General features: G+C 73.4%; 18 protein-coding genes and 1 pseudogene. 9 read left to right on the forward strand and 10 right to left on the reverse strand.

The annotated features are described in order from the left end of the window. Positions 1-16 precede the first annotated feature (16 nt). Positions 17-559 (forward strand): type 1 glutamine amidotransferase domain-containing protein, encoded by a 543-nt coding sequence (locus PCC79_RS15090; protein ID WP_232547254.1) that lies wholly within the window; start codon positions 17-19, stop codon positions 557-559. On the opposite strand, the gene hisC is transcribed toward PCC79_RS15090, so the two are convergent. From hisC to PCC79_RS15105, 3 genes are read right to left on the reverse strand one after another with little or no spacing between them, the layout of a single operon-like run. Beyond that, positions 550-1,653 (reverse strand): histidinol-phosphate transaminase, encoded by a 1,104-nt coding sequence (hisC, locus tag PCC79_RS15095; protein ID WP_232547253.1) that lies wholly within the window; start codon positions 1,651-1,653, stop codon positions 550-552. The genes PCC79_RS15090 and hisC overlap by 10 nt on opposite strands. A 10-nt stretch (positions 1,654-1,663) precedes the next feature. Then, positions 1,664-2,056: an MmcQ/YjbR family DNA-binding protein gene (locus PCC79_RS15100; protein WP_232547252.1), complete on the reverse strand. Its 393-nt coding sequence runs from the start codon at positions 2,054-2,056 to the stop codon at positions 1,664-1,666. Between the two features lie 3 nt (positions 2,057-2,059). Further along, positions 2,060-3,217: a VanZ family protein gene (locus tag PCC79_RS15105; protein WP_342372318.1), complete on the reverse strand. Its 1,158-nt coding sequence runs from the start codon at positions 3,215-3,217 to the stop codon at positions 2,060-2,062. 380 nt (positions 3,218-3,597) lie between these two features. Between PCC79_RS15105 and PCC79_RS15110 the strand changes: the two genes are divergently transcribed. From PCC79_RS15110 to PCC79_RS15125, 4 genes are read left to right on the forward strand one after another with little or no spacing between them, the layout of a single operon-like run. Then, complete coding sequence (locus PCC79_RS15110) at positions 3,598-3,825, forward strand: ribbon-helix-helix protein, CopG family (protein WP_232547250.1); 228 nt, start codon at positions 3,598-3,600, stop codon at positions 3,823-3,825. Beyond that, the gene (locus tag PCC79_RS15115) at positions 3,825-4,172 is read left to right on the forward strand and encodes a type II toxin-antitoxin system PemK/MazF family toxin (protein WP_269778961.1); all 348 of its coding nucleotides are present in this window, start codon (positions 3,825-3,827) and stop codon (positions 4,170-4,172) included. The genes PCC79_RS15110 and PCC79_RS15115 overlap by 1 nt, the downstream gene beginning before the upstream one ends. Before the next feature lie 36 nt (positions 4,173-4,208). Continuing rightward, positions 4,209-4,541, forward strand: a complete 333-nt coding sequence (locus PCC79_RS15120; RefSeq protein WP_232547249.1) for a hypothetical protein — start codon at positions 4,209-4,211, stop codon at positions 4,539-4,541. 16 nt (positions 4,542-4,557) lie between these two features. Then, the gene (locus PCC79_RS15125) at positions 4,558-5,232 is read left to right on the forward strand and encodes an aspartate/glutamate racemase family protein (RefSeq protein WP_342372319.1); all 675 of its coding nucleotides are present in this window, start codon (positions 4,558-4,560) and stop codon (positions 5,230-5,232) included. A 79-nt stretch (positions 5,233-5,311) separates the two neighbouring features. On the opposite strand, the gene PCC79_RS15130 is transcribed toward PCC79_RS15125, so the two are convergent. The 5 genes and pseudogenes from PCC79_RS15130 to xylA all read right to left on the reverse strand — a co-directional run bounded on the left by PCC79_RS15130 (position 5,312) and on the right by xylA (position 13,126). Continuing rightward, a complete protein-coding gene (locus tag PCC79_RS15130; protein WP_342372320.1) occupies positions 5,312-6,904 on the reverse strand; it encodes a DUF222 domain-containing protein in 1,593 nt (530 codons plus the stop codon). Between the two features lie 192 nt (positions 6,905-7,096). Continuing rightward, positions 7,097-7,816: pseudogene (locus PCC79_RS15135) on the reverse strand (ABC transporter ATP-binding protein); the annotation flags it as partial. 26 nt (positions 7,817-7,842) lie between these two features. Continuing rightward, entirely contained in the window at positions 7,843-10,530 is a 2,688-nt protein-coding gene (locus PCC79_RS15140) for an FtsX-like permease family protein (RefSeq protein WP_342372321.1), read from the reverse strand. Between the two features lie 12 nt (positions 10,531-10,542). Beyond that, a complete protein-coding gene (xylB, locus tag PCC79_RS15145) occupies positions 10,543-11,949 on the reverse strand; it encodes a xylulokinase (protein WP_232547245.1) in 1,407 nt (468 codons plus the stop codon). 4 nt (positions 11,950-11,953) lie between these two features. Beyond that, positions 11,954-13,126, reverse strand: coding sequence for a xylose isomerase (gene xylA / locus PCC79_RS15150; protein WP_232547244.1), 1,173 nt, complete (start codon positions 13,124-13,126; stop codon positions 11,954-11,956). A 136-nt stretch (positions 13,127-13,262) separates the two neighbouring features. Between xylA and PCC79_RS15155 the strand changes: the two genes are divergently transcribed. Genes PCC79_RS15155 through cobA form a run of 3 tightly spaced genes read left to right on the forward strand, consistent with a single transcriptional unit; the run spans position 13,263 to position 15,881 of the window. Next, positions 13,263-14,438 (forward strand): ROK family transcriptional regulator, encoded by a 1,176-nt coding sequence (locus tag PCC79_RS15155; protein ID WP_232547462.1) that lies wholly within the window; start codon positions 13,263-13,265, stop codon positions 14,436-14,438. A 2-nt stretch (positions 14,439-14,440) separates the two neighbouring features. After that, positions 14,441-15,076, forward strand: coding sequence for an IMPACT family protein (locus PCC79_RS15160; protein WP_342372322.1), 636 nt, complete (start codon positions 14,441-14,443; stop codon positions 15,074-15,076). 58 nt (positions 15,077-15,134) lie between these two features. Continuing rightward, positions 15,135-15,881 (forward strand): uroporphyrinogen-III C-methyltransferase, encoded by a 747-nt coding sequence (cobA, locus tag PCC79_RS15165; RefSeq protein ID WP_342372323.1) that lies wholly within the window; start codon positions 15,135-15,137, stop codon positions 15,879-15,881. Here the strand turns inward: cobA and yaaA are convergent. Next, on the reverse strand, positions 15,878-16,681 hold the full coding sequence (gene yaaA / locus PCC79_RS15170) for a peroxide stress protein YaaA (RefSeq protein ID WP_342372324.1): 804 nt from the start codon (positions 16,679-16,681) through the stop codon (positions 15,878-15,880). The two genes, cobA and yaaA, sit on opposite strands and share 4 nt — an antisense overlap. 53 nt (positions 16,682-16,734) lie before the next feature. On the opposite strand from yaaA, the gene PCC79_RS15175 reads away from it, so the two are divergent. Continuing rightward, positions 16,735-18,303 (forward strand): S-layer homology domain-containing protein, encoded by a 1,569-nt coding sequence (locus PCC79_RS15175; protein WP_342372325.1) that lies wholly within the window; start codon positions 16,735-16,737, stop codon positions 18,301-18,303. Position 18,304: 1 nt separating this feature from the next. Here the strand turns inward: PCC79_RS15175 and PCC79_RS15180 are convergent, their stop codons facing one another. Then, on the reverse strand, positions 18,305-19,054 hold the full coding sequence (locus PCC79_RS15180; protein ID WP_232547239.1) for a DUF3152 domain-containing protein: 750 nt from the start codon (positions 19,052-19,054) through the stop codon (positions 18,305-18,307). Positions 19,055-19,073: the final 19 nt, after the last annotated feature.

A 19,073-nucleotide genomic window follows, 5' to 3' on the forward strand; every position in this document is an offset into this window, starting at 1 on the left:
CGAAGGGAGCACCACCATGTCCGACCTGTCCGGAAAGAAGATCGCGTTCCTCGCCAACCGCGGCGTCGAGCAGCCCGAGCTGACCGACCCGTGGAAGGCCGTCAAGGACGCCGGCGGCGAGCCGGTGCTGGTCAGCAAGAAGCCCGGCACGATCACGGCGCTGAAGGGCGACTGGGACCGCGGCGACGACTTCGACGTCGACGTGACCCTGGCCGACGCCGACGCGGCCGACTACGACGCGCTCGTGCTGCCCGGCGGCACCATCAACGCCGACGACCTGCGGGTGGATGCCGACGCGCAGAAGTTCGTCACGGCCTTCATGAGCGCCGGCAAGCCGGTCGCCCCGATCTGCCACGGCGCCTGGATCCTGGTCAACGCCGGTCTGGTGGAGGGGCGCACCCTCACCTCGGTGGAGAACATCAAGGCCGATCTCGTGAACGCGGGCGCCACGTGGGTGGACGAGGAGTTCCACGCCGACGGCAACCTGCTCTCGAGCCGGACGCCGGATGATCTGCCCGCGTTCAACGCCGGGATCGTGAAGGCGTTCGCTCAGGCCTGAGCTCGTTCGCCGGCCCTGAGGCCGTTGGTCAGACCCGAGGCGGCGAGTTCGGCCGCGGCGGCCAGGATGGCCTCGCTCGCCTCGGGTTCGGCAATCGTGACGCGCAACCCCTCGCCGGGGAAGGCGCGCACGATCAGGCCGTGGCGCGCGAACACCTCGTTGGCGGCCAGCGTGTCCTCACCCAGGCCGAACCAGATGAAGTTGGTCTGCGAATCCGGGAGGCGCCAGCCGTCGGCGGCGAGCGCGTCGGTCACCCTGGTGCGCTCGGCGACGATCCCGCGGACGCGCTCGTCCAGTTCGTCCTGGGCCGCGAGGGACGCGAGCGCCGCGACCTGAGCGAGGGTGGTCACCGCGAACGGCATCGCCACCTTGCGGAGCGTCTCGGCGACCTGGGGATCGGCCAGCGCGTAGCCCACGCGCAGCCCCGCCAGCCCGTGCGCCTTGGAGAACGTGTGGGCCACGATGACGTTCGGGTGGCGGCGCAGCAGCGCGACGCCGGGGTCGGCGTCCAGGCCCCGCTGGAAGTGGAGGTAGGCCTCGTCGATGAGGACCGCCACGTCGTCGGGGATTGAGGCGACGAAGTCGGCCAGCTCGGACGGCGCGATGGCGGGGCCGGTGGGGTTGTTGGGGGTGCAGAGGATCACCAGGCGCGTCCGGTCGGTGATCGCCGCCCGCAGCGCCGACAGGTCGTGGCGGCCGTCCTCGGTGAGCGGCACCGGCACCGGCGTCGCCCCCGCGCCGACCACGAGCAGCGGGTAGGCCTCGAACGAGCGCCACGCGTACACCACCTCGTCACCGGGGCCGGCGACGGCCCGGATCACCTGCGACACGCTCTCCACCGAGCCGCCGCCGAACACGACGTGCTCCGGGGTGAGCCCGTGGCGCTGCGCCACCGCGTCGGCCAGGGCGGACGCCGCCGCCTCCGGGTACCGGTTCACCTCGGCCGCGGCCGCGGCGATGGCGTCCACCACGCTGGGCAGCGGGCCGTGGGGGCTCTCGTTGGAGGACAGCTTGAAGACCCGCTCGGTTGTGTCGGGGATGCGGCCCTGCTTGTAGGCGGGCAGCGCGGCGAGGTCGGGGCGCAGACGGATCACGGAGCCGATCCTAGGCCTCGAGCTCGCGCACCAGTGCCGGGGGTGCCGTCATGCGGAAGGACTCCTCCAGCAGGTCCCGCACCTCCTCGGCGCTCGGCTCCCACGTGTCGAGCGCGAGGGCCAGCCAGCCGTACGGACCGTCGTAGGCGGGCACGACGAAGCGCTCATCGCGGAGCAGGAGGTCGCGGTGGTCGGCGTCGGGCTTGAAGAGCAGGGCCCGGCTGAGCGAGGTGTCGCCGTGCGATCCCTTCACGTGCCCGCCGTAGGACGCGAACGTCTTGCGCGTGAACCACACCGGACGCCCGTGGCTCACCTTCTCCTGCGCACCGGGGAAGGACAGGGCGAGGTTGCGCAGGCCAGCCAGGAGGGCATCGTCGTCGTCGAACATCTGCGGGTGCGTCATGGTTCAAGCGTGCCCCTCGTCGGGGAGGTCGTCCGGGATGTCGTCCAGCGTGCGGAGGTCGACCATCTCGGCGCGGGTGAGAACGCCGCTGAGGGAGCGTCGGGTCCGGGTGAAGGGGACGAGGAGGACGGCTGCGGCGACGACGAGCACCCACAGGAGGCTCCACCCCGGCCCCAGACCCAGCCCTTCGTCGAGCACCAGCGTCACCAGCATCGGCCCCGGCACGACGTGCGCCCGCGCGAGACGCCGGGCGAGCGTGCCGCGGGTCAGGTTGCCGGTCGAGTCACGCCACAGGGGGGTGAGCCACACGGCGTACTGCCCGCCGGAGGCCGCATGACCGCCCCAGGGCGGGATGACGAAGCAGACGATCCAGGGCACCCCGACCGTGATGGCAAAGCCCAGCCAGCCGAGCGAGGCGATGCCGGCGTCCGTCTCGATGCCGAGCACCAGCGCGCCGACCAGCGTCAGCACCGAGAGGATCGCCGACAGCACCATGAACGCGAACGCGTCGGTGAGCATGCCGAGCCAGCGTCTCGGCGCCGTGACCGGGCGCGGGACGTGCCGGTGGGCCGCGAGCTCCCGCGCCCGCGGCATCCAGGCCAACAGGAGCGGCGCGACCAGCGCGCCGAGAAAGGCACCGAGGGTGTTCGTGATGAGGTCGTCCACGTCGAACGTCCGGTAGGCGCAGGGGTAGATGCCGAACAGACCGGTCAGCTGGGCCGATTCGATGAACGCGGACGCCGCCAGCCCGCTCAGCGTCGCGGCGAGGATGCTGCGGTGGAGGAACCGGCGAACGATGACGCCCCACGGCACGAAGAGGATCACGTTGAGCACCACCTGGAGCACCGTGAACGACCACAGCCCCTCCGGCAGCCCCACCTCGGACACCGCCCGTTCGATGTCGTCGACGAACGCGAACGGGACGAACCGCGGGCGCGGCGCCGCCGAGCACACGAGGCTGTCACGCTCGGGCAGCGGAAGCCAGGTGTAGGTGAGCAACGCGGTGGTGTAGGACGCCAGCGCGAACGCCCCCAACAGCCGCGCCGCGTTGGGGCGGCCGTAGCGGCGGTACTGCCACGTCACGACCGGCACGAACGTGACGACGAACACGATCAGGGCGTTGATCAGCGCGAGCTGGCCCTGGGCGATCCAGGTGGACACGCTTCGCCTCCTCGGGGGTGAACGGTCCCCGAGCGTAGTGGTGTCCTGGGCAGGGTGGGGTCAAGGCCAGGGTCAGCGCACTGGGGGTCGTCACGAGTGTCGTGTCGGGGGTCGTGTCGGGTGGGGTGGCGGGGATCGTGCTGTTCGGGCGGGCCGGTTCGTCAACCCCCGGCATCGGCTGCTCAACCCGCCCGACGCGGTCGTCGCGGCGGTGAAGCTCGCCTCGGACCGGTCCCGTGACGTGATCGTGCGGCTCTACGAGAGCTCGGGCGGACGGTCGGCGACCGTGGTCACCCCCGGTTTCGCGGCGTCCGGCGTCGAGGTGATGAACCGGGAAAGTGGTACTACCGTGGTAGGAACATCCGGAGTACCCTCGTGGCATGAGCCAGGTGAAGTTGAGCGTGAGCCTCTCCGAGAGCGACGTCGCGGCGCTGGACAAGTACGCCGCTGCGGCTGGCATCACGTCCCGATCCGCCGCCATCAAGCAGGCGATCAGACTGCTCAGGGATGCCGAACTCCAATCCGCCTACGAAACGGCGTGGGCGGAGTGGGAGAGCTCAGCGGACGCCGACGCGTGGGAGTCCGTCACCATGGATGGTCTGGCCTGATGCTGCGCGGTGAGATCAGGCTGGTCGATCTGGAGCCCGCTCGACCGGGCGAGGCCAACAAGCGCCGGCCGGCCGTGATCGTGAGCAATGACAACGCCAACGCCACGGCCGCGCGGCTGGGACGCGGCGTCGTCACCGTTGTGCCCGTGACGAGCAATATCGCGCGCATCTTCCCCTTCCAGGTGCTGCTTCCGGCCCACGAGACAGGCATCCACGCCGACTCGAAGGCCCAGGGCGAGCAGGTTCGCGCGGTTTCGTTGGAGCGGCTCGGTGCGACCGTCGGGCGGCTCCCGACACACCTCATGGCCCAACTGGACGACGCGCTGCGGCTCCACCTGCACCTCTGAATTCGCTGCTCCCGGAGATAATCAGGCGCCGCGGCGGTGAATCTGGGCCCGCGCCCCCTCATCGACGCCCAGGCAGGTTTGGCCGGCGGACGGGTCGGGGGGCTCACGCTCATCGGCCAGCTGCTGCGCCGCACCCGGTGTTGGGCGCGCATCAAGGCCACCCTCGCGGACGTCCAGACCCGGGACGGGAACGCCGCCGAGCCCGTCGCGTCCGCCGCCGCCCTGTTGGCGCTCGTCCGCGCGGGCGCCACGGATGCCGAAACCACCCTGGCCACCACCCCCGTCACTCCCTTCGTCCACCGCGCCGACGCGTTCCGCGTCCGGCTCGGGCAGTTCATCGATGCCGCCACCCAGCAAGGAGCCCCATGAACCCCAGGAGCAAGACGTGACCCCGGGCGGCCAGCGCGCCGGCCGCATCGTCGGCCTCATCCACACCGCACCAGACAACGCGGTGCGCTTCGACGCGCTCGTCCGTGAACGGATGCCCGACGCCGAGCAACTCCACGTCGTGGACGCCTGGCTGCTCGACGAGGCGGTCCGCCACCGAGTCGACGGCCGCCACGACGAGCGGATCGCCGCCCACGTCGAACACCTCACCGAGCGGGGGGCGGCTGCGATCCTCGTCACCTGCTCCTCGATCGGCGAGGTCGGCGACCGCGTGGCCCTGGACGCCCGCGTGCCCGTCCTGCGGGTGGACCGGCCCATGGCCCGGCGCGCCGCCGCGCTCGCGAAGGCGGGTGGCGGCCGCATCACAGCGCTCGCCACCCTGGCGTCCACGCTCGAGCCGACCACCCGGCTGCTCACCGACGAGGCGGGCTCCGGGATCGAGGTGGCCGGACGCATCGTGGAGGGCGCCATCCAGGCGCGCCACGTGGGCGACACGGCGACCTTCGACCGGCTCATCGGCGAGGCCGTCGACGCGGCCCTCGCCGATGGTGCCGTCATCGTGCTCGCCCAAGCGACGATGGCGAACGCGCTGGGCGGCGACGACCGGGGCGGGTGCGTATTGTCCTCGCCGGCGTCGGCGGCCGACGCGCTGGCGGAGGCTGCGGACGCCTGATGCGTGGCGCCCCCGGGCGCAGTGGTGACCGCCCGCAGGGGTGCATTTGGGGCGCAGTGGTGCCCGCCGCAGAGGTGGCTCAGACGGCGGTCAGCGCACGGGTGTCGTCGCGGGGGTCGCAGTGTTCGGGTGGGTCGGGCTCGTCCAGCCAGCCGGGCGGCTCGACCGTCCACCACTCCCCCGTCCGGGGCGGGGGCCTCCGGACCAGCGTGGTGCCGGTCGGGGTCACCAGATAGCGGAACCCCGCCGGTGATTCCCAGCAGAACACCCCGGGCATCGGCTGCTCGACCCGCCAGCCCCCATGGGTCTTCACCCGGTGCGTGAACGCACCGAGTGGGCCGAGGTTGTCGGGCCGGGTCTGCCCGGCACCGGACGGGGCGTCATGATCGAAAGGAACCGTGTGGTCCAGCTGGCACGCCCGCGCCCGCGCCGTACCCCACGGGAACACCTCCACCGGGTTGCGGACCTCCACCGCGTGCCGCATCCGCTCCGGAACGCCGTAGGCGTCCGTGGCGGGGAGCCGGCCGGGGTCGATCACCGGCCGGCAGATCACCGTCGCGTCCTTCAGCAGCCCGCCGAGCTGGTCAGCCAGCAGCACACCCCAGCCCTCCACGGTCGCCACGCCGCGCTCGGGGTGGCGCAAGGCGTCGGCGTCGAGGTGGATGACTAGCTCGCGCGTCCGCGGCTTGGTGGCGCCGATCAGCTGCGTGAACCAACCCGCCGCAGCGTCGGTCACCGACTCGTCCAACCCAGCAGCATCCGCGCCGGTGTCGCCGTCCGCGCGTCCGTCGGCCGGGGTTCGCCGCGGCGCGGCGAAGCCCGCGGCGTCCACGACGAACACCGTGGGATCGTCGTTGCCCCCTGCGCCCCGGCCCGTGCCGGGGCCGCCGGGCGCGAGCGACGCGACGTCGGGCAGTTCGTCCTGACCCAAGGCGTGCCGCGCCAGCATGCCCAACGACAGGGCGCGGCGGTGCTGGAAGTCCAGGTCGGTGGGCAGCTGCTGGGCGAGTTGCCCCAGCGCGTCGTCCAAGTCAACGCCATCGCGGGCGTCGAGCTTGCCACTCAGCGCGGTCGCACCCTCGCGGATGGGCTCGACCCTCACCCCACGCCACCCCGCCGTTCGCTCGGCGCGCTCGTGTGCGAGTTCGGTGTCGGCCAACAGGATCCAGCCCGCCAGCTGATCGCGGACGCGTCCGAACGGCTGCATCGCGAGCGCCACGGCGCAGTGCCCGTCCACCACGGCGCAGGCCTGCTGGGAGATCCCGGCCTCGACGCACGCGTCCGCGACCCACACCGCCTGCCACACGCGGACCAACCCGCGCATCGTCAGATCCCACAACTGGGGGTGCCGGTGGCGCAGGTTCAGCGCCTGCGCCAGCCGGCGCTTCGCGGCGCCGGGCCCGATCCGCAGCATCGCGCCGACCTCCGCGGCGAGGAACTCCCCCACCTGCGGCGTCCCGTCCCCGCCCAGGGACACCAGCCGCTCGCACCCGTCGACGATGACGGCGGCGTCGATGCGGTGGAGGTCGCAGGCGTTGGCCAAGCAGATCAGCTGCGCTACCTCGGCCGATTCCAGTTGCGCGGTGGCATGGTCGAGCGCGGCGAGGTTGTCGGCAGCGGCCGCGCTGATCACGCCACCCACCGCCGCCGCTCTCGCCTTATTCGAACTCATGTACCTATTCTAGAGCGATCGAAGCGCGCGCACCAGAGGGGTGAGGCAATCTGTGGGCAACTTTTGCGGCCGCTGCCCACCCGGCCGGCCGCGCCACCCGGGCCGGGTAACCGGACACCCCGGCCCCGGCCCAACCCATCTGCTCCGGTGCAGCAGATGGGTGGGGCCGGGCATCGGTCAGGCGGGCATTGGTCAGGTCGGCGCGCCCGAGCGCTCGGGGCGCCCAGAAGTCCCGATGTCCGTCACCGGCACCGTCCGGCCATCGGACAAGTGCACCTCGCGATGCGCGTAGGACGCCGCGTGGGCGTCGTGGGTGACCATGATGACCGTCTGCCCCAGCTCATCGACGCACTGGCGCAGCAGCGCGAGAATCTGCTCGCCCGTGTGGGAATCCAGAGCACCGGTGGGCTCGTCGGCGAACACCACATCCGGCTGGGTGATCAGCGCCCGGGCGATCGCGACGCGCTGCTGTTGCCCGCCCGAGAGCTCCGACGGCCGGTGCTCCAGCCGATCCCCCAACCCCAACGGCGCCACCACGGAGTCCAGCTGCTCCCGCCCGACGCGGCGGCCCGCCAGCTCCGCGGGCAGGGTGATGTTCTGCCGGGCCGTGAGGGTGGGTAGCAGGTTGAACGCCTGGAACACGAAGCCAATCCTGTCCCGCCGGGTGCGGGTCAGCGTGCGGTCGTCCATGCCCGCCAGATCGACCCCACCCAGCAGCACACGGCCGGACGTCACCCGATCCAGCCCCGCCAGACAGTGCATCAGGGTGGACTTGCCGGAGCCCGACGGCCCCATGATCGCGGTGAAGGAGCCGCGGGCGAATCGCGCGCTGATGCCGTCGACGGCCCGGACCGCGCGGTCGCCCTCGCCGTACACCTTCACCAGATCGATGGCCTCGGCCACCACGTCCTCACCCATGGGCGCTCCCTCCTCGACCCTCATCCGATGTCCGCTAACGCCTCGACCGGGGTCGCCCGGGCTGCGCGGCGTCCGGGTAGGACGGACGCCAGCGCCGCGGCCGCGACGACGAGCGCGCAGGTGAGCAGCGTGGCCGGCCAGTCGACGACGAGCGGCGGGGTGCTGAGCCCGAACGCCTGGGCGACGGCGGCCGCGCCGGCCCACCCGAACAGGAGGCCGGACGCCAGCCCCACCGCGACCGCGACGAGTGCGATCGCCAGCGACTCCAGCAGCACCATGAGGCGGACGCCCGACCGTTGCAGACCCAGGGCGCGCACCAGCGCAAACTCGCGGCTGCGCTCCAGCACCGACAGCCCGAGCGTGTTGCCCACCCCGATCAGCGCCACGAGCGCGGCCACGGCGAGCAGCCCCGTGAGGAACGCCGTGACGTCGTCGAGCAGGGTGCGCAGCATGGCCTTCTGCACGGCGCTCCCGCTCACCTCGAGGCCCGGGTTGTCCGCCATGAGCTGCGCCTGCAACTGCCGGACGACGCCCACGCTGTCGTCCGGGTTCTGCAGCCGCGCCAGAATGAGGCCGTCGCGGGTGTGGGCGCGCAGGGCAGCCAGGGTGTCCGGGTGGAGCACCGCGAGCGACGGGCCGAGATTGCTCTCCACCACCCGCAGCGACGGCTCCCGGTCCCCGGTGAGCGACTGCAGCATCACGATCGAGCCCACCTGGATCTGCAGCAGTGAGATGACCTGGGCCGGGAGACCGACCTCGCCCGGACCCACCTCGACGGGAGCGTTGAGCAGCCGCTGCGCCCCCGCCGGCACGACGGCGGCGGGCAGGAAGCGCATCATGCCCGTGCCGGTCCACAGCAGGAGCGGCTCGGTGGTGGTGAGCAGCTCGGCGTCCGCCACGCCGGGGGTGGCGCGGACGGCGTCCAGCCCCCCGGGCGCGAACCCCCTCAGCCGGCCGGTCGCGTCGCGGCGGCTGGGGCCCGCCCAGGCGCCGTTGGGATTGGCGAGGTCGGGTTCTGCGACGGCGGACTGCAGCGCGAGATCGACCGGGTAGCGCTCGTCCATCCGCGCGAACGCGCTGGCCCGCCCCGAGGCGCTGCCCACTTGCACGGTGACGATCAGGCCGACGGCGAGCATGACGGCCGTGGCCGTCGCACCGACCCGGGCAGGGTTGCGGACGGCGTTGGCGACGGCGAGGCGCGCCTCCGGCCACCGGCCCACCACGGGGGCGCCAAGGAGCCGCACCAGCGGTGGCACGTACAGCGACGACGCGCCCAGGACGCCCACGCTGACGCCAACCGCGCCCACGGCCACCACCACGACGCGCACCACCGGCCCCCAGGCCTCCGAGCCCACGCCGGCCCAAGCCCCCAGCCCCGCCGCCATCACCGCCGCGCCGATCGCCACCGGGGCGGCGCACACCACACCCCGCACGACGGACCGGCGGGCCGCCTGGGGCACCGCGTCCACCGGCTGGAGCGCCGCGAGCGGCGGGACGCGGGTGGCCCGGGACAGCGGGATGAGGGACGCGAGAACGGTGACCCCGACGCCGAGCAGCGCCACCCCGGCCAGCGTCAGCCACGGCACGACCAACCCGTGGACCAGCGACCGCGTGGCCCAGCCCGACACCGCGGCGGCGAGCCCCACCCCCACCGGCAGCCCGAGCACCGTGCCCAACGCGCCGAGCACCCCCGCCTCGGCCACGAACCGGGCCAGCACCTGACCGCGCGTCGCACCCACCGCACGGAGCAGGCCAATCTGGCGCTGGCGCTGGGCGACGAGGATCGTGAACGTGTTGGCGATGATGAGCGTGCCGACGAGCACGGCCACGGCACCGCAGCCGGTCACCAGCAGGCTGAGCCAGCCGGCCCCGCCCGCGACGGCCCCGGCCGCCTCGGCGCGGACGACCGCAGCCACCTTGGGCTCGACGATGATCTTGAGGAAGCCGGCCCGGTACAGCGCCTGCTGGGTCTTCTCGACGACCGCCGACGCCACGTCCGGGCTGGCGGTGCGCACGAGCAGTCGGACGCCGACGCCGCCGCTGGACGCGCCGGGGGTCTCCCGGGCGGTGGTGGCCGGATTGATGAGGATGCTGTAGTCGGGCGGCGGCAACAGGGTGCCCGCTCGCTCCAGCAACGCGTGCATCGCGTAGGCGGGCGGGTCGTCGTAACCGCGCTCGTCGGTGAGCCCAACGACGGTCAGGGGCAGGACGTCGGCCAGGTTGAGCTGCACGGTGTCGCCCAGCCCGACACCCAGGTCGGCGGCCGTGTCACGGGTGAGGACGATCTCGACGGCCGTCTCCGGGTAGCGGCCCTCGCTCGGGGCGTACCACCGCAGCTCCGGATCCATCGGCGAGGTGGTGAGCTTGACGCCCGCGAACGCGTCGCGGCTGCTCAGGTGCGTGTACAGCTGGCTGAACCGTTCGAAGGACACCACCTCGGGCTGGTCGCGCAGGGTCTCCTCCGCCAACGCCAGGCCGCCATCGCGTTGGAGGCGCGCGTCGGGCCAGTGCCACAGGTGGGAGTCGACCACCACATCCGCGCGCGAGGCGAACAGCATCTCGCGCTCGGTGATCGCGTTCGACTCGGTGGCGGCGAACACCTGCGTGGCGGCCAGGAACGCCACCGAGAGCACGATCGCGGTCAGCGTCGCCGCGAAACGGGCCGGGTGCAGGCGCACCTCCTGCCACGCCTGCGCCAGCACACCCATGCGGGCAGCTTCTCAGACTCCCTCGGCCTCGGCCAGGGCCTCGGCGAACCGCTGCCGGATGAAGGGGGTGTCGTCGCCCGCGAGGGTCTCGACCCCCGCCAAGGGCCAGACGGGCACCTCGGCGGCACCGGACGCCACCCACGCGGCCTGCTTGGCCGCGCCCAGGGCGACGTATTCTCCGTCCGGCGGCACGACGACCTCGACCCCGAGGATCGACGGCGCCAGCTGGCGAATCGCGGCGGACTTCGCCGCCCCGCCCACCAGCGACACACGCTCGACGGCCACGCCAAACGAGCGGACGGCGTCCAGGGCGTAGGCCATATGACCGAGGACGCCCTCGAACGCCGCGCGCGCCAGGTTGGCCCGCGTGGAGTTGGCCATCGTCATGTGGCGCAGCGAGGCCGTGGCGTCCGGGAGGTTGGGCGTCCGCTCGCCGTTGAACAGCGGCAGCAGCACCAACCCGCCCGCGCCCGGCTCGGCGCTCAGCGCGAGCTCACCGAGCGCGCGGTGGTCGACGCCCAACAGGCGAGCGAACACGTCGAACACCTGGGCGGCGTTCAGCGTGCAGGCCAGGGGCAGGTACTCACCCGTGGCATCGGCGAAACCGTTGATCGCACCCGAGGCGTCCGCGACCGGCGTGGTCGAGACCACCGCCACCACCCCGGACGTGCCGAGCGAGAGCGACGTCTCCCCCGGGGTCAGCCCCAGCCCCAGGGCCGCGCCGGCGTTGTCGCCGCAGCCCGGCCCCAGCGGGGCCCCGGAGGTGGCCATGGCCAACCCCGATTCCGCCGGCCCCAGCACGCGGGGCAGCACCACGTCGGCGGCGTCGCGGCGCAGCGCGAGGCCCAGCAGGTCGCGGCGATAGGCGTTGCCCACGGCGTCGAAGTAGGCCGTGCCCGAGGCGTCCGACCGGTCGGTGACCAACGCCTCGATGCCCGGCGCGCCGGCGAGCTGCCACGTGAGCCAGTCGTGCGGCAGGGCCACGGCCGCGACGGCGGCCGCGTGGTCGGGCTCCGCATCGGCAAGCCACCGCAGCTTGGTGGCGGTGAGGCTGGCCACCGGCACCGAGCCGACGGCGTCCACCCACGCCTGCGGCCCGCCCAGCTCCTCGGTGAGGTCGGATGCCGCCGGCGCGCTGCGGGTGTCGTTCCACAGCAGCGCGTCGCGGATCACCGCACCGGAGGCGTCCAGCGCCACCATGCCGTGCTGCTGGCCGCCGACCGACACCGCGGCGACGTCGTCCAGCCCGCCGGCGGACTCCATGGCCTCGCCCAGGGCCGTCCACCACGCCGACGGCGCCACCTCGGTGCCGTCGGGATGGGCGGCCCGGCCCTGGCGGACGACGGCGCCGGACTCGGCGTCGACGACCAGGACCTTGACCGACTGGGTGGAGCTGTCGATTCCGGCGACCAGCGTCACGGCGTCAGCCGATCAGGTGGGCCAGCGCCTGCTGGTACAGGCGGACGAAGTACGTCTCCCGCGCCCCGGAGGCCTCGGCGTCGAACTCCTCCTCGGCGGCCAGGAAGTCGGCCACCGACTCGCCCTGGGCCAGCGTGGGCACACCGAGCTCGAAGATGCCGGCGGCCTTCATGGTCTCCTGCACCTGCGGGTCGGCGCGGAACGCGCGGGCCTTCTCGGCGAGCAACAGGTAGGTCTCCATGTTGGCCTTCGCCGTGTCCCAGATGCCCTCCATGCCCTCGGTGCGCGAGGGCTTGTAGTCGAAGTGGATCGGGCCGTCGTAGGTCGGGCCGCCGTTGGGGAAGCCGTTGACCAGCAGGTCGACCGTGAAGAACGCGCTCAGCAGGTCGCCGTGGCCGAACACGAGGTCCTGGTCGTACTTCAGGCCCTTCTGGCCGTTCAGGTCGATGTGGAACAGCTTGCCGGCCTGCAGCGCCTGCGCCAGGCCGTGGGTGTAGTTGAGGTTCGCCATCTGCTCGTGCCCGACCTCGGGGTTGAGGCCGACGATGTCGCCGTGCTCCAGCGTGGCGATGAGGCCGAGGGCGTGCCCGATGGTGGGCAGGAAGATGTCACCGCGGGGCTCGTTCGGCTTCGGCTCCAGGGCGATGCGCAGGTCGTAGCCCTGCTCCTTGATGTGGGCCGCGACCGTGTCGAGCCCCTCGGCGTAACGCTGGTGCGCGGCGTGGAGATCCTTCGACGAGTCGTACTCGGTGCCCTCGCGGCCACCCCACATCACGAAGGTGGACGCCCCCAGCTCGGCCGCCAGGTCGACGTTGCGCAGCACCTTGCGCAGGCCGAAGCGGCGCACCGCGCGGTCGTTGGCGGTGAGGCCGCCGTCCTTGAACACGGGGTGGCTGAACGTGTTGGTCGTCACCATCTCGATGACCAGGCCGGACGCCTCCGCCGCCTTCTTGAGCGTGTCGATGCGCTCCGAACGGGTCGCGTCGTCGGCGTCGAAGGGGTACACGTCGTTGTCGTGGAACGTGATGCCCCACGCGCCCAGCTCGGCCAGCTTCTCCGCGTACTCCCAGGGCTCCAGGGCCGGGCGGGTGTCCGGGCCGAAGGGGTCGGTGCCCGTCCAGCCGATCGTCCACAGACCGAACGAGAACTTGTCTGACTTCTCCGGAGCACGAACCATGATGAGGCCTCCTCGCCATCGATATAAGTTTCACGACAAGACTAAACGCGCTCTCGCGTACAGTCAAGATGTGCAGCCATTGTCCTCCACCTCACCCCGCGGCGCACGGCAGTCGACGCTTCGCTCCTTGAATCTCGTGCTGGTGGCCCAGGCCGTGTTCGCGCGCCCTGGAGAATTCACCCGGGCGGACGTCGCGGGGGCCACGGGCATGACACGTTCGACGGTCTCCCGGCTCGTCGACCAGCTGGTCGCCGGCGGCATCCTGGCCGAGGACGACCCGGCCCAGCGCGGCCGGGGCCGACCCGGGGTGCCGCTGCGGCCGGCGCCGGGCACGTTCGTGGCGCTGGGCCTGGAGGCCAACGTCGGTCACCTCGCCTCCTACGTCATCGACCTCGCCGGCCGCGTGCTCGCTCGCCGGTTCGTGACCGACGACCTCGCGGGCTCGGACGCCGACGCCACCCTCGCGCGCCTGGCCGATCTCGGGGCCGAAACGCTCGCGGACGCCCCGGCCGGGGCCCACCTGCTGTCGGCCCACGTGGCCCTGCCCGGCATCGTCGACCACGACGCGGGCGTCCTGCTGCGCGCGCCGAACCTCGGCTGGAGCCAGGTCGCCGTGCTGCCCCACCTGGCGCGATGGGCGTCCGAACGCACCCTCACGGGGCTGGACAACGAGGCCGACTGCGCCGCCCTCACCATCGCCCAGCCCGCCCCGGGGTACCCGGGCGACCTCGACTCGTTCGTGTACGTCTCGGGCAACGTCGGCATCGGCTCGTCGACCGTGCTCGGCGGCCAGGTGCTCGCCGGGCGGCACGGCTGGGCCGGCGAGCTCGGCCACGTGTGCGTCGACCCGGACGGGCCGGTCTGCGGCTGCGGCGCGCGCGGCTGCCTGGAGGCCGTCGCCGGACGCCGGGCCCTGCTCGCCGCGTCCGGGCGCGACGACTGGGACGTCCTCGTCGCGGACGCCGCCGCCCCCGACCCCGACCCGGCCCTCGCCGCCGCCCTCACCCGCGCCGGCCGGGCCCTCGGCATCGCGCTCTCGGCGGCGCTCAACCTGCTCGACCTCTCCCACGTCGTGCTCGGCGGTCACCTCGCCGAGCTGGCCGACGCGCTCACCCCGGCCGTGCGCGCCGAGCTCGACACCCGCGTGCTGTCGGGGCCCTTCGAGCCGGTGCAGGTCAGCGTCCGCACCGCGGCCGAGGCCCCCGGGGCCCTCGGCGCGGCCTACCACGGCATCGCCACCCTGCTCGCCGACCCCGCGCGCGTGCTGGCCGACGAGGCGTCCGAGCCGGACGCCGCCGCGGCCCAGGCCTGACCGTGGCCGACCGGCTGCCGCTCGGGCACGTCCGCGAGGCCACGCTCGAGGTGAAGCGGTCGGTGTTCCTCGCCCGGGTCGAGCGTGTGGACGACGAGGACGCCGCCCGCGCCGTGGTCGCGGCCGCCCGCGCCCGAGCCCCCGAGGCCAGGCACCACTGCAGCGCCTTCATCGTCGATGTGGCCGATGCCCAGCCCATCGAGCGCTCCTCCGACGACGGCGAACCCGCGGGCACCGCCGGCACCCCGATGCTCGAGGTGCTGCGCGGCGCCGGGCTCACCAACGTGGTCGCCGTCGTGACGCGCCACTTCGGCGGCACGCTGCTCGGCACCGGTGGGCTGGTGCGCGCCTACTCCGACGCCGTCGCGCTGGCGCTGGACGGCGCGCCGCGCGTCCGGCCCGTCGTGCGTACGTTGGTGGAGCTGGAACTGGGCCCTGAGGAGGCCGGACGCGTCGACGGCGCCCTGCTCGCGCGCGGCGTCGAGGTGACCGACGCCACGTGGGGGCCGACCGTCGTGCTGCGCCTGGCCGTCGACGACCCCGCCGCGGCCGAGGCGCTCGCGGCCGAGGTGTTGCAGCGCCCCGCGACACTCACGCTGGCCGGGCACCAGGTCACCGAGGTCGCCGTCGCCGGCTGAACGCACAAGGCTCGGACGGCCCGCGGTGCGCGGCCCGCACTGGCCTACCCTGTCGGGCATGCGCTCCGAGCTCCTCCCCGGGTCCGTGACCCTCGTGGGCGGCGGCCCGGGCGACCCCGATCTGCTCACGGTCGCCGCCGCGCGCGCCCTCGGCCAGGCCGACGTGGTGCTGATCGACCACCTCGCGCCCGACCCCACCGCGTTCCTGCGCCCCGGCGCCCGGGTGATCGAGGTCGGCAAGCGGCCGCGCAGCAGCGACGCCACCAGCCAGGACGTGATCAACGACCTCCTCGTCGAGCACGCCCGCGCCGGCAGTCGGGTCGTCCGGCTGAAGGGCGGCGACAGCTTCGTGTTCGGCCGCGGCGGGGAGGAGTGGCTGGCGTGCGCGCGGGCCGGCGTCCCGGTCGAGGTCATCCCCGGCGTGACGTCCGCCGTCGCCGCCCCCGCGGCCGTCGGCATCCCGGTCACCCACCGCAGCCTGACCCAGGGGTTCACCGTGGTGTCGGGCCACGTCGCGCCCAGCGACCCGCGCAGCACGCTGGACTGGCGCGCCCTGGCGCACGCCGGCACCACGCTGGTCATCCTCATGGGCGTCAAGAACCTGCCCGAGATCACCGCCGAGCTCCGCGCCGGGGGCCTGGACGCCGCCACGCCGGCCGCCGTCGTCACCCACGCGTTCTCCGCGCGGCAGGACGTGGTGCGCGCCCCGCTGGCCGAGCTGGCCGAGGCCGCCGCCGGCATGGCCCCGCCGTCGGTGGTGGTGATCGGGGACGTCGCCGCGCTGGCGTTCAGCCCGGACGCCTAACCTCCGGCCGGCGCAGGCCTGTCCTCGAAGCGGCGGACGAACACCGGCTGGTCGGCCGTCGAGGCGTCCGCGTCGAAGCGGTACCCCGCGGCGTCGAACCCCCGCAGGGCCGCGACGCTCTGCACCCGTTGCTGCACCAGCCACGCCGCCATCGCCCCGCGCGCCCGCTTGGCGTAGAAGGACACCACCGACCGCTGGCCCCGCGCCGAGGTGTCCTCGAAGCGCGGGGAGATCACGCGGGCGGCCAGGTGCTCGACGTCCACCGCGCCGAAGTACTCCTGCGAGGCCAGGTTCACCACGGCGTCCGCGCCCGGGGAGGCGGCCAGGTCGTCGCGCAGCGCGTCGGTGATGCGGCGTCCCCACCACGCGTACAGGGACGCGCCGCGCTCGGTCCGCAGCCGCGTGCCCATCTCCAACCGGTAGGGCTGCACGAGGTCGAGGGGGCGCAGCACGCCGTAGAGCCCGGAGAGGATCCGCACCGTCTTCTGGGCGCGCGTGAGGTCGCGGGTGTCGAACCGGCGGGGGTCCATCCCCTGGTACACGTCACCCGCGAACGCGAACACGGCCGGGCGCGCGTTGGCCGGCGTGAACGGAACGGTGAACTCGGCGTACCGCTGGGCGTTGAGGGCGGCGAGCTCGTCGGAGATGTCCATCAGGGCACCGACGTCGGCCACCGACAGGCCGCGCAGGACGTCGATGAGGGCTTCCGACTCGCCCAGCAGGGTCGGTACGGTGTGCCTGCGCGTCGGCAGCGGCGTGTCGAAGTCGAGCGACTTGGCGGGCGAGAGCAGGGCGAGCATGCCCCGCAGGCTACCCCGCCCGGACGCCCATCCGTCGGCCCCTGAGGAGCACCATGCCCGTCCTTCGCCCCCTCCGCGCGCTCGCCGCCGCGGCGGCCGCCCTGGCGGTCGGGCTGGCCGGCTGGGCCGCACCGACGCCGGCGTCCGCCGCCTCCCCGTTGGACGGCTTCGACCCCGGCAACCTCATCTCGGACGCCGCGTTCTACCGGCCGGGCGCGATGACGCGCGCCGAGGTGACCGCGTTCGTCACCCAGATCGGCGCCGCCTGCGTGCCGAACGCCGACAAGACGCCGTGCCTGAAGGACTACACGGTGCCCACCCCCGCGCTCACCGCCACCGCCTACTGCGCAGCGCTCGCGGCCAACCCCGCCAACACCGGGGCGGGCATCGTCGCCGACGTGGCGACGGCGTGCGGCATCAACCCGCAGGTGCTGCTCGTGCTGATCCAGCGCGAGTCGAGCCTGCTCACCCGCTCGGGCAGCCAGCTCACCCGGCAGATGTACAACCAGGCAACGGGGGCCGGGTGCCCCGACTTCACCGGCTGCGCGCCGGACTGGGCGTCCTACTTCGCGCAGGTCTACGGCGCCGCCGAGCGCTTCCAGAAGTACCGGCAGCACCCGGAGCGCTACAACCACCGCGCCGGCACCACCGTGCAGATCGCCTACCACCCCGAGACCACGTGCGGGAAGGCGTCGGTGTACCTGCAGAACCAGGCCACCGCGGGGCTGTACAACTACACCCCCTACGTGCCGAACCAGGCCGCGATCGCCGCGGTGTCGGGCACCGGCGACGCGTGCTCCACCTACGGCAACCGCAACTTCCACCGCATCCTGCGCGCCTGGTTCCCCGCGACCGCCTCCGGCTCGACCGCCCCGCCCATCGCGCCCTCGCCCCCGGCCACCGTCACCCCCGCCCTCACCGAGACCCTCGCGCGGGCGTCCCAGCTCACGGCCGCCCGGACGGGCAACGCGCTGGCGCCGATGACGTGCACCGCGGCCGGGGTGTGCTCGAAGCGCTACGCGAACCTGACCATCTGGTGGACGGCTGCGCGCCGGACGACCCTCGGCGTCGCCGGCGTGACCGCCCCACCGGCGCCCTACACCGATGCGGCCAGCTCGGGCTTCCGCAACGAGGTCGAATGGCTGACTGCGCGCCGCATCGCCACCGGTTGGCCGGACGGCACGTTCCGCCCGGCGCAGCCCATCGCCCGCGACGCGATGGCCGCGTTCCTCCACCGCGCCGCCGGTGCGCCCGCCTTCACCCCGACGCGGCAGACGTTCCGCGACGTGACGCCCGACAACCCGTTCTACCGCGAGATCGAGTGGGCCGCGTCGGTGGGCATCACCACGGGGTACCCGGACGGCACGTACCGGCCGCTCGAACCCGTGCGCCGCGACGCCATGGCCGCCTTCCTGCACCGTGCGAGCGGCTCCCCGGCCCTCACCCCGCCGGCGCGGGCGACGTTCACCGACGTGCCGGCCGGGCTCCCGTTCCGCGCCGAGATCGAGTGGCTGGTCGCCAGCGGCGTCACCACCGGCTACCCCGACGGCACCTACCGGCCGTGGGATCCGGTCAGTCGCGAGGCCATGGCCGCCTTCCTCTACCGGCGGGCGGGCGGCTGAGTCAGTCCGCCTCGCGGGGCCACGCGTTGGGCAGGCACCCGCCCAGGTCGATGCTCTGCTGCATCATCACCGGGGCGACGCTGCCAGCCGCGGGGCACTCGACGTGCCCCAGCCCGAGGTAGTGCCCCACCTCGTGGTTGACCAGGTAGGCGCGGTACGCGGCGAGGTCGTCGTAGGTGGGCGTCATGTACAGCCAGCGGTCGGTGTTCAGCACGACGTTGGCGCCGTTGCGGCAGTTCCACGTCCGCGCGATGTCGAGCGGGGCGCACAACTCCTGGGCGCTGTCGGGGGCGGCAAGGTACAGGATCATCGCCGCGGCCGACTCGTGCGTGACCGCCCGGAAGGACGTCCGGCCGTACCCGGCCCAGCCGCGTTCGTCGTCGAACACGGCCTGGATCTCCCGGGCCGCCTCGTCGGGGTCGATGTCGGGCACCGTGGACTCGACCTTGACCACATAGTCGACCACCCGCTCGTGCGCGACGGCAGGCTCGAGGGCGACCGTGTTCAGCCGGTACTCCCCCGAGGAGGGGGTGTCGGACGTCCAGACCTGCTGGCGCGCGATCTCCGGGATCGCGGGGGTCGGGGTCGGCGTGGGCGCCGGCGTCGTCTCGACGGGCACGGCGTCCGGCGACGGGGGACGCGGCACCACATAGGCCCACACCACCCCGGCCGCCACGGCCAGGAGCAACAGCACCAGCACGAGGCGCCACAGGGTCGTGCCGCGGCGGGGCGCGGGGTGGGCGGTGCTCATGGCAGCCAGCTTAGGGAGA

The organism is Propioniciclava soli, from assembly GCF_038502305.1.
Taxonomy (GTDB): Bacteria; Actinomycetota; Actinomycetes; order Propionibacteriales; family Propionibacteriaceae; genus Propioniciclava; species Propioniciclava soli.

Excerpts from the sequence above, each read along its gene's own strand:
- PCC79_RS15090 (WP_232547254.1), top strand. The coding sequence starts at position 17 with ATGTCCGACCTGTCCGGAAAGAAGATCGCGTTCCTCGCCAACCGCGGC.
- PCC79_RS15100 (WP_232547252.1), bottom strand. The coding sequence starts at position 2,056 with ATGACGCACCCGCAGATGTTCGACGACGACGATGCCCTCCTGGCTGGC.
- PCC79_RS15110 (WP_232547250.1), top strand. The coding sequence starts at position 3,598 with ATGAGCCAGGTGAAGTTGAGCGTGAGCCTCTCCGAGAGCGACGTCGCG.
- PCC79_RS15115 (WP_269778961.1), top strand. The coding sequence starts at position 3,825 with ATGCTGCGCGGTGAGATCAGGCTGGTCGATCTGGAGCCCGCTCGACCG.
- PCC79_RS15130 (WP_342372320.1), bottom strand. The coding sequence starts at position 6,904 with ATGAGTTCGAATAAGGCGAGAGCGGCGGCGGTGGGTGGCGTGATCAGC.
- PCC79_RS15140 (WP_342372321.1), bottom strand. The coding sequence starts at position 10,530 with ATGGGTGTGCTGGCGCAGGCGTGGCAGGAGGTGCGCCTGCACCCGGCC.
- xylA (WP_232547244.1), bottom strand. The coding sequence starts at position 13,126 with ATGGTTCGTGCTCCGGAGAAGTCAGACAAGTTCTCGTTCGGTCTGTGG.
- cobA (WP_342372323.1), top strand. The coding sequence starts at position 15,135 with ATGCGCTCCGAGCTCCTCCCCGGGTCCGTGACCCTCGTGGGCGGCGGC.
- yaaA (WP_342372324.1), bottom strand. The coding sequence starts at position 16,681 with ATGCTCGCCCTGCTCTCGCCCGCCAAGTCGCTCGACTTCGACACGCCG.
- PCC79_RS15175 (WP_342372325.1), top strand. The coding sequence starts at position 16,735 with ATGCCCGTCCTTCGCCCCCTCCGCGCGCTCGCCGCCGCGGCGGCCGCC.
- PCC79_RS15180 (WP_232547239.1), bottom strand. The coding sequence starts at position 19,054 with ATGAGCACCGCCCACCCCGCGCCCCGCCGCGGCACGACCCTGTGGCGC.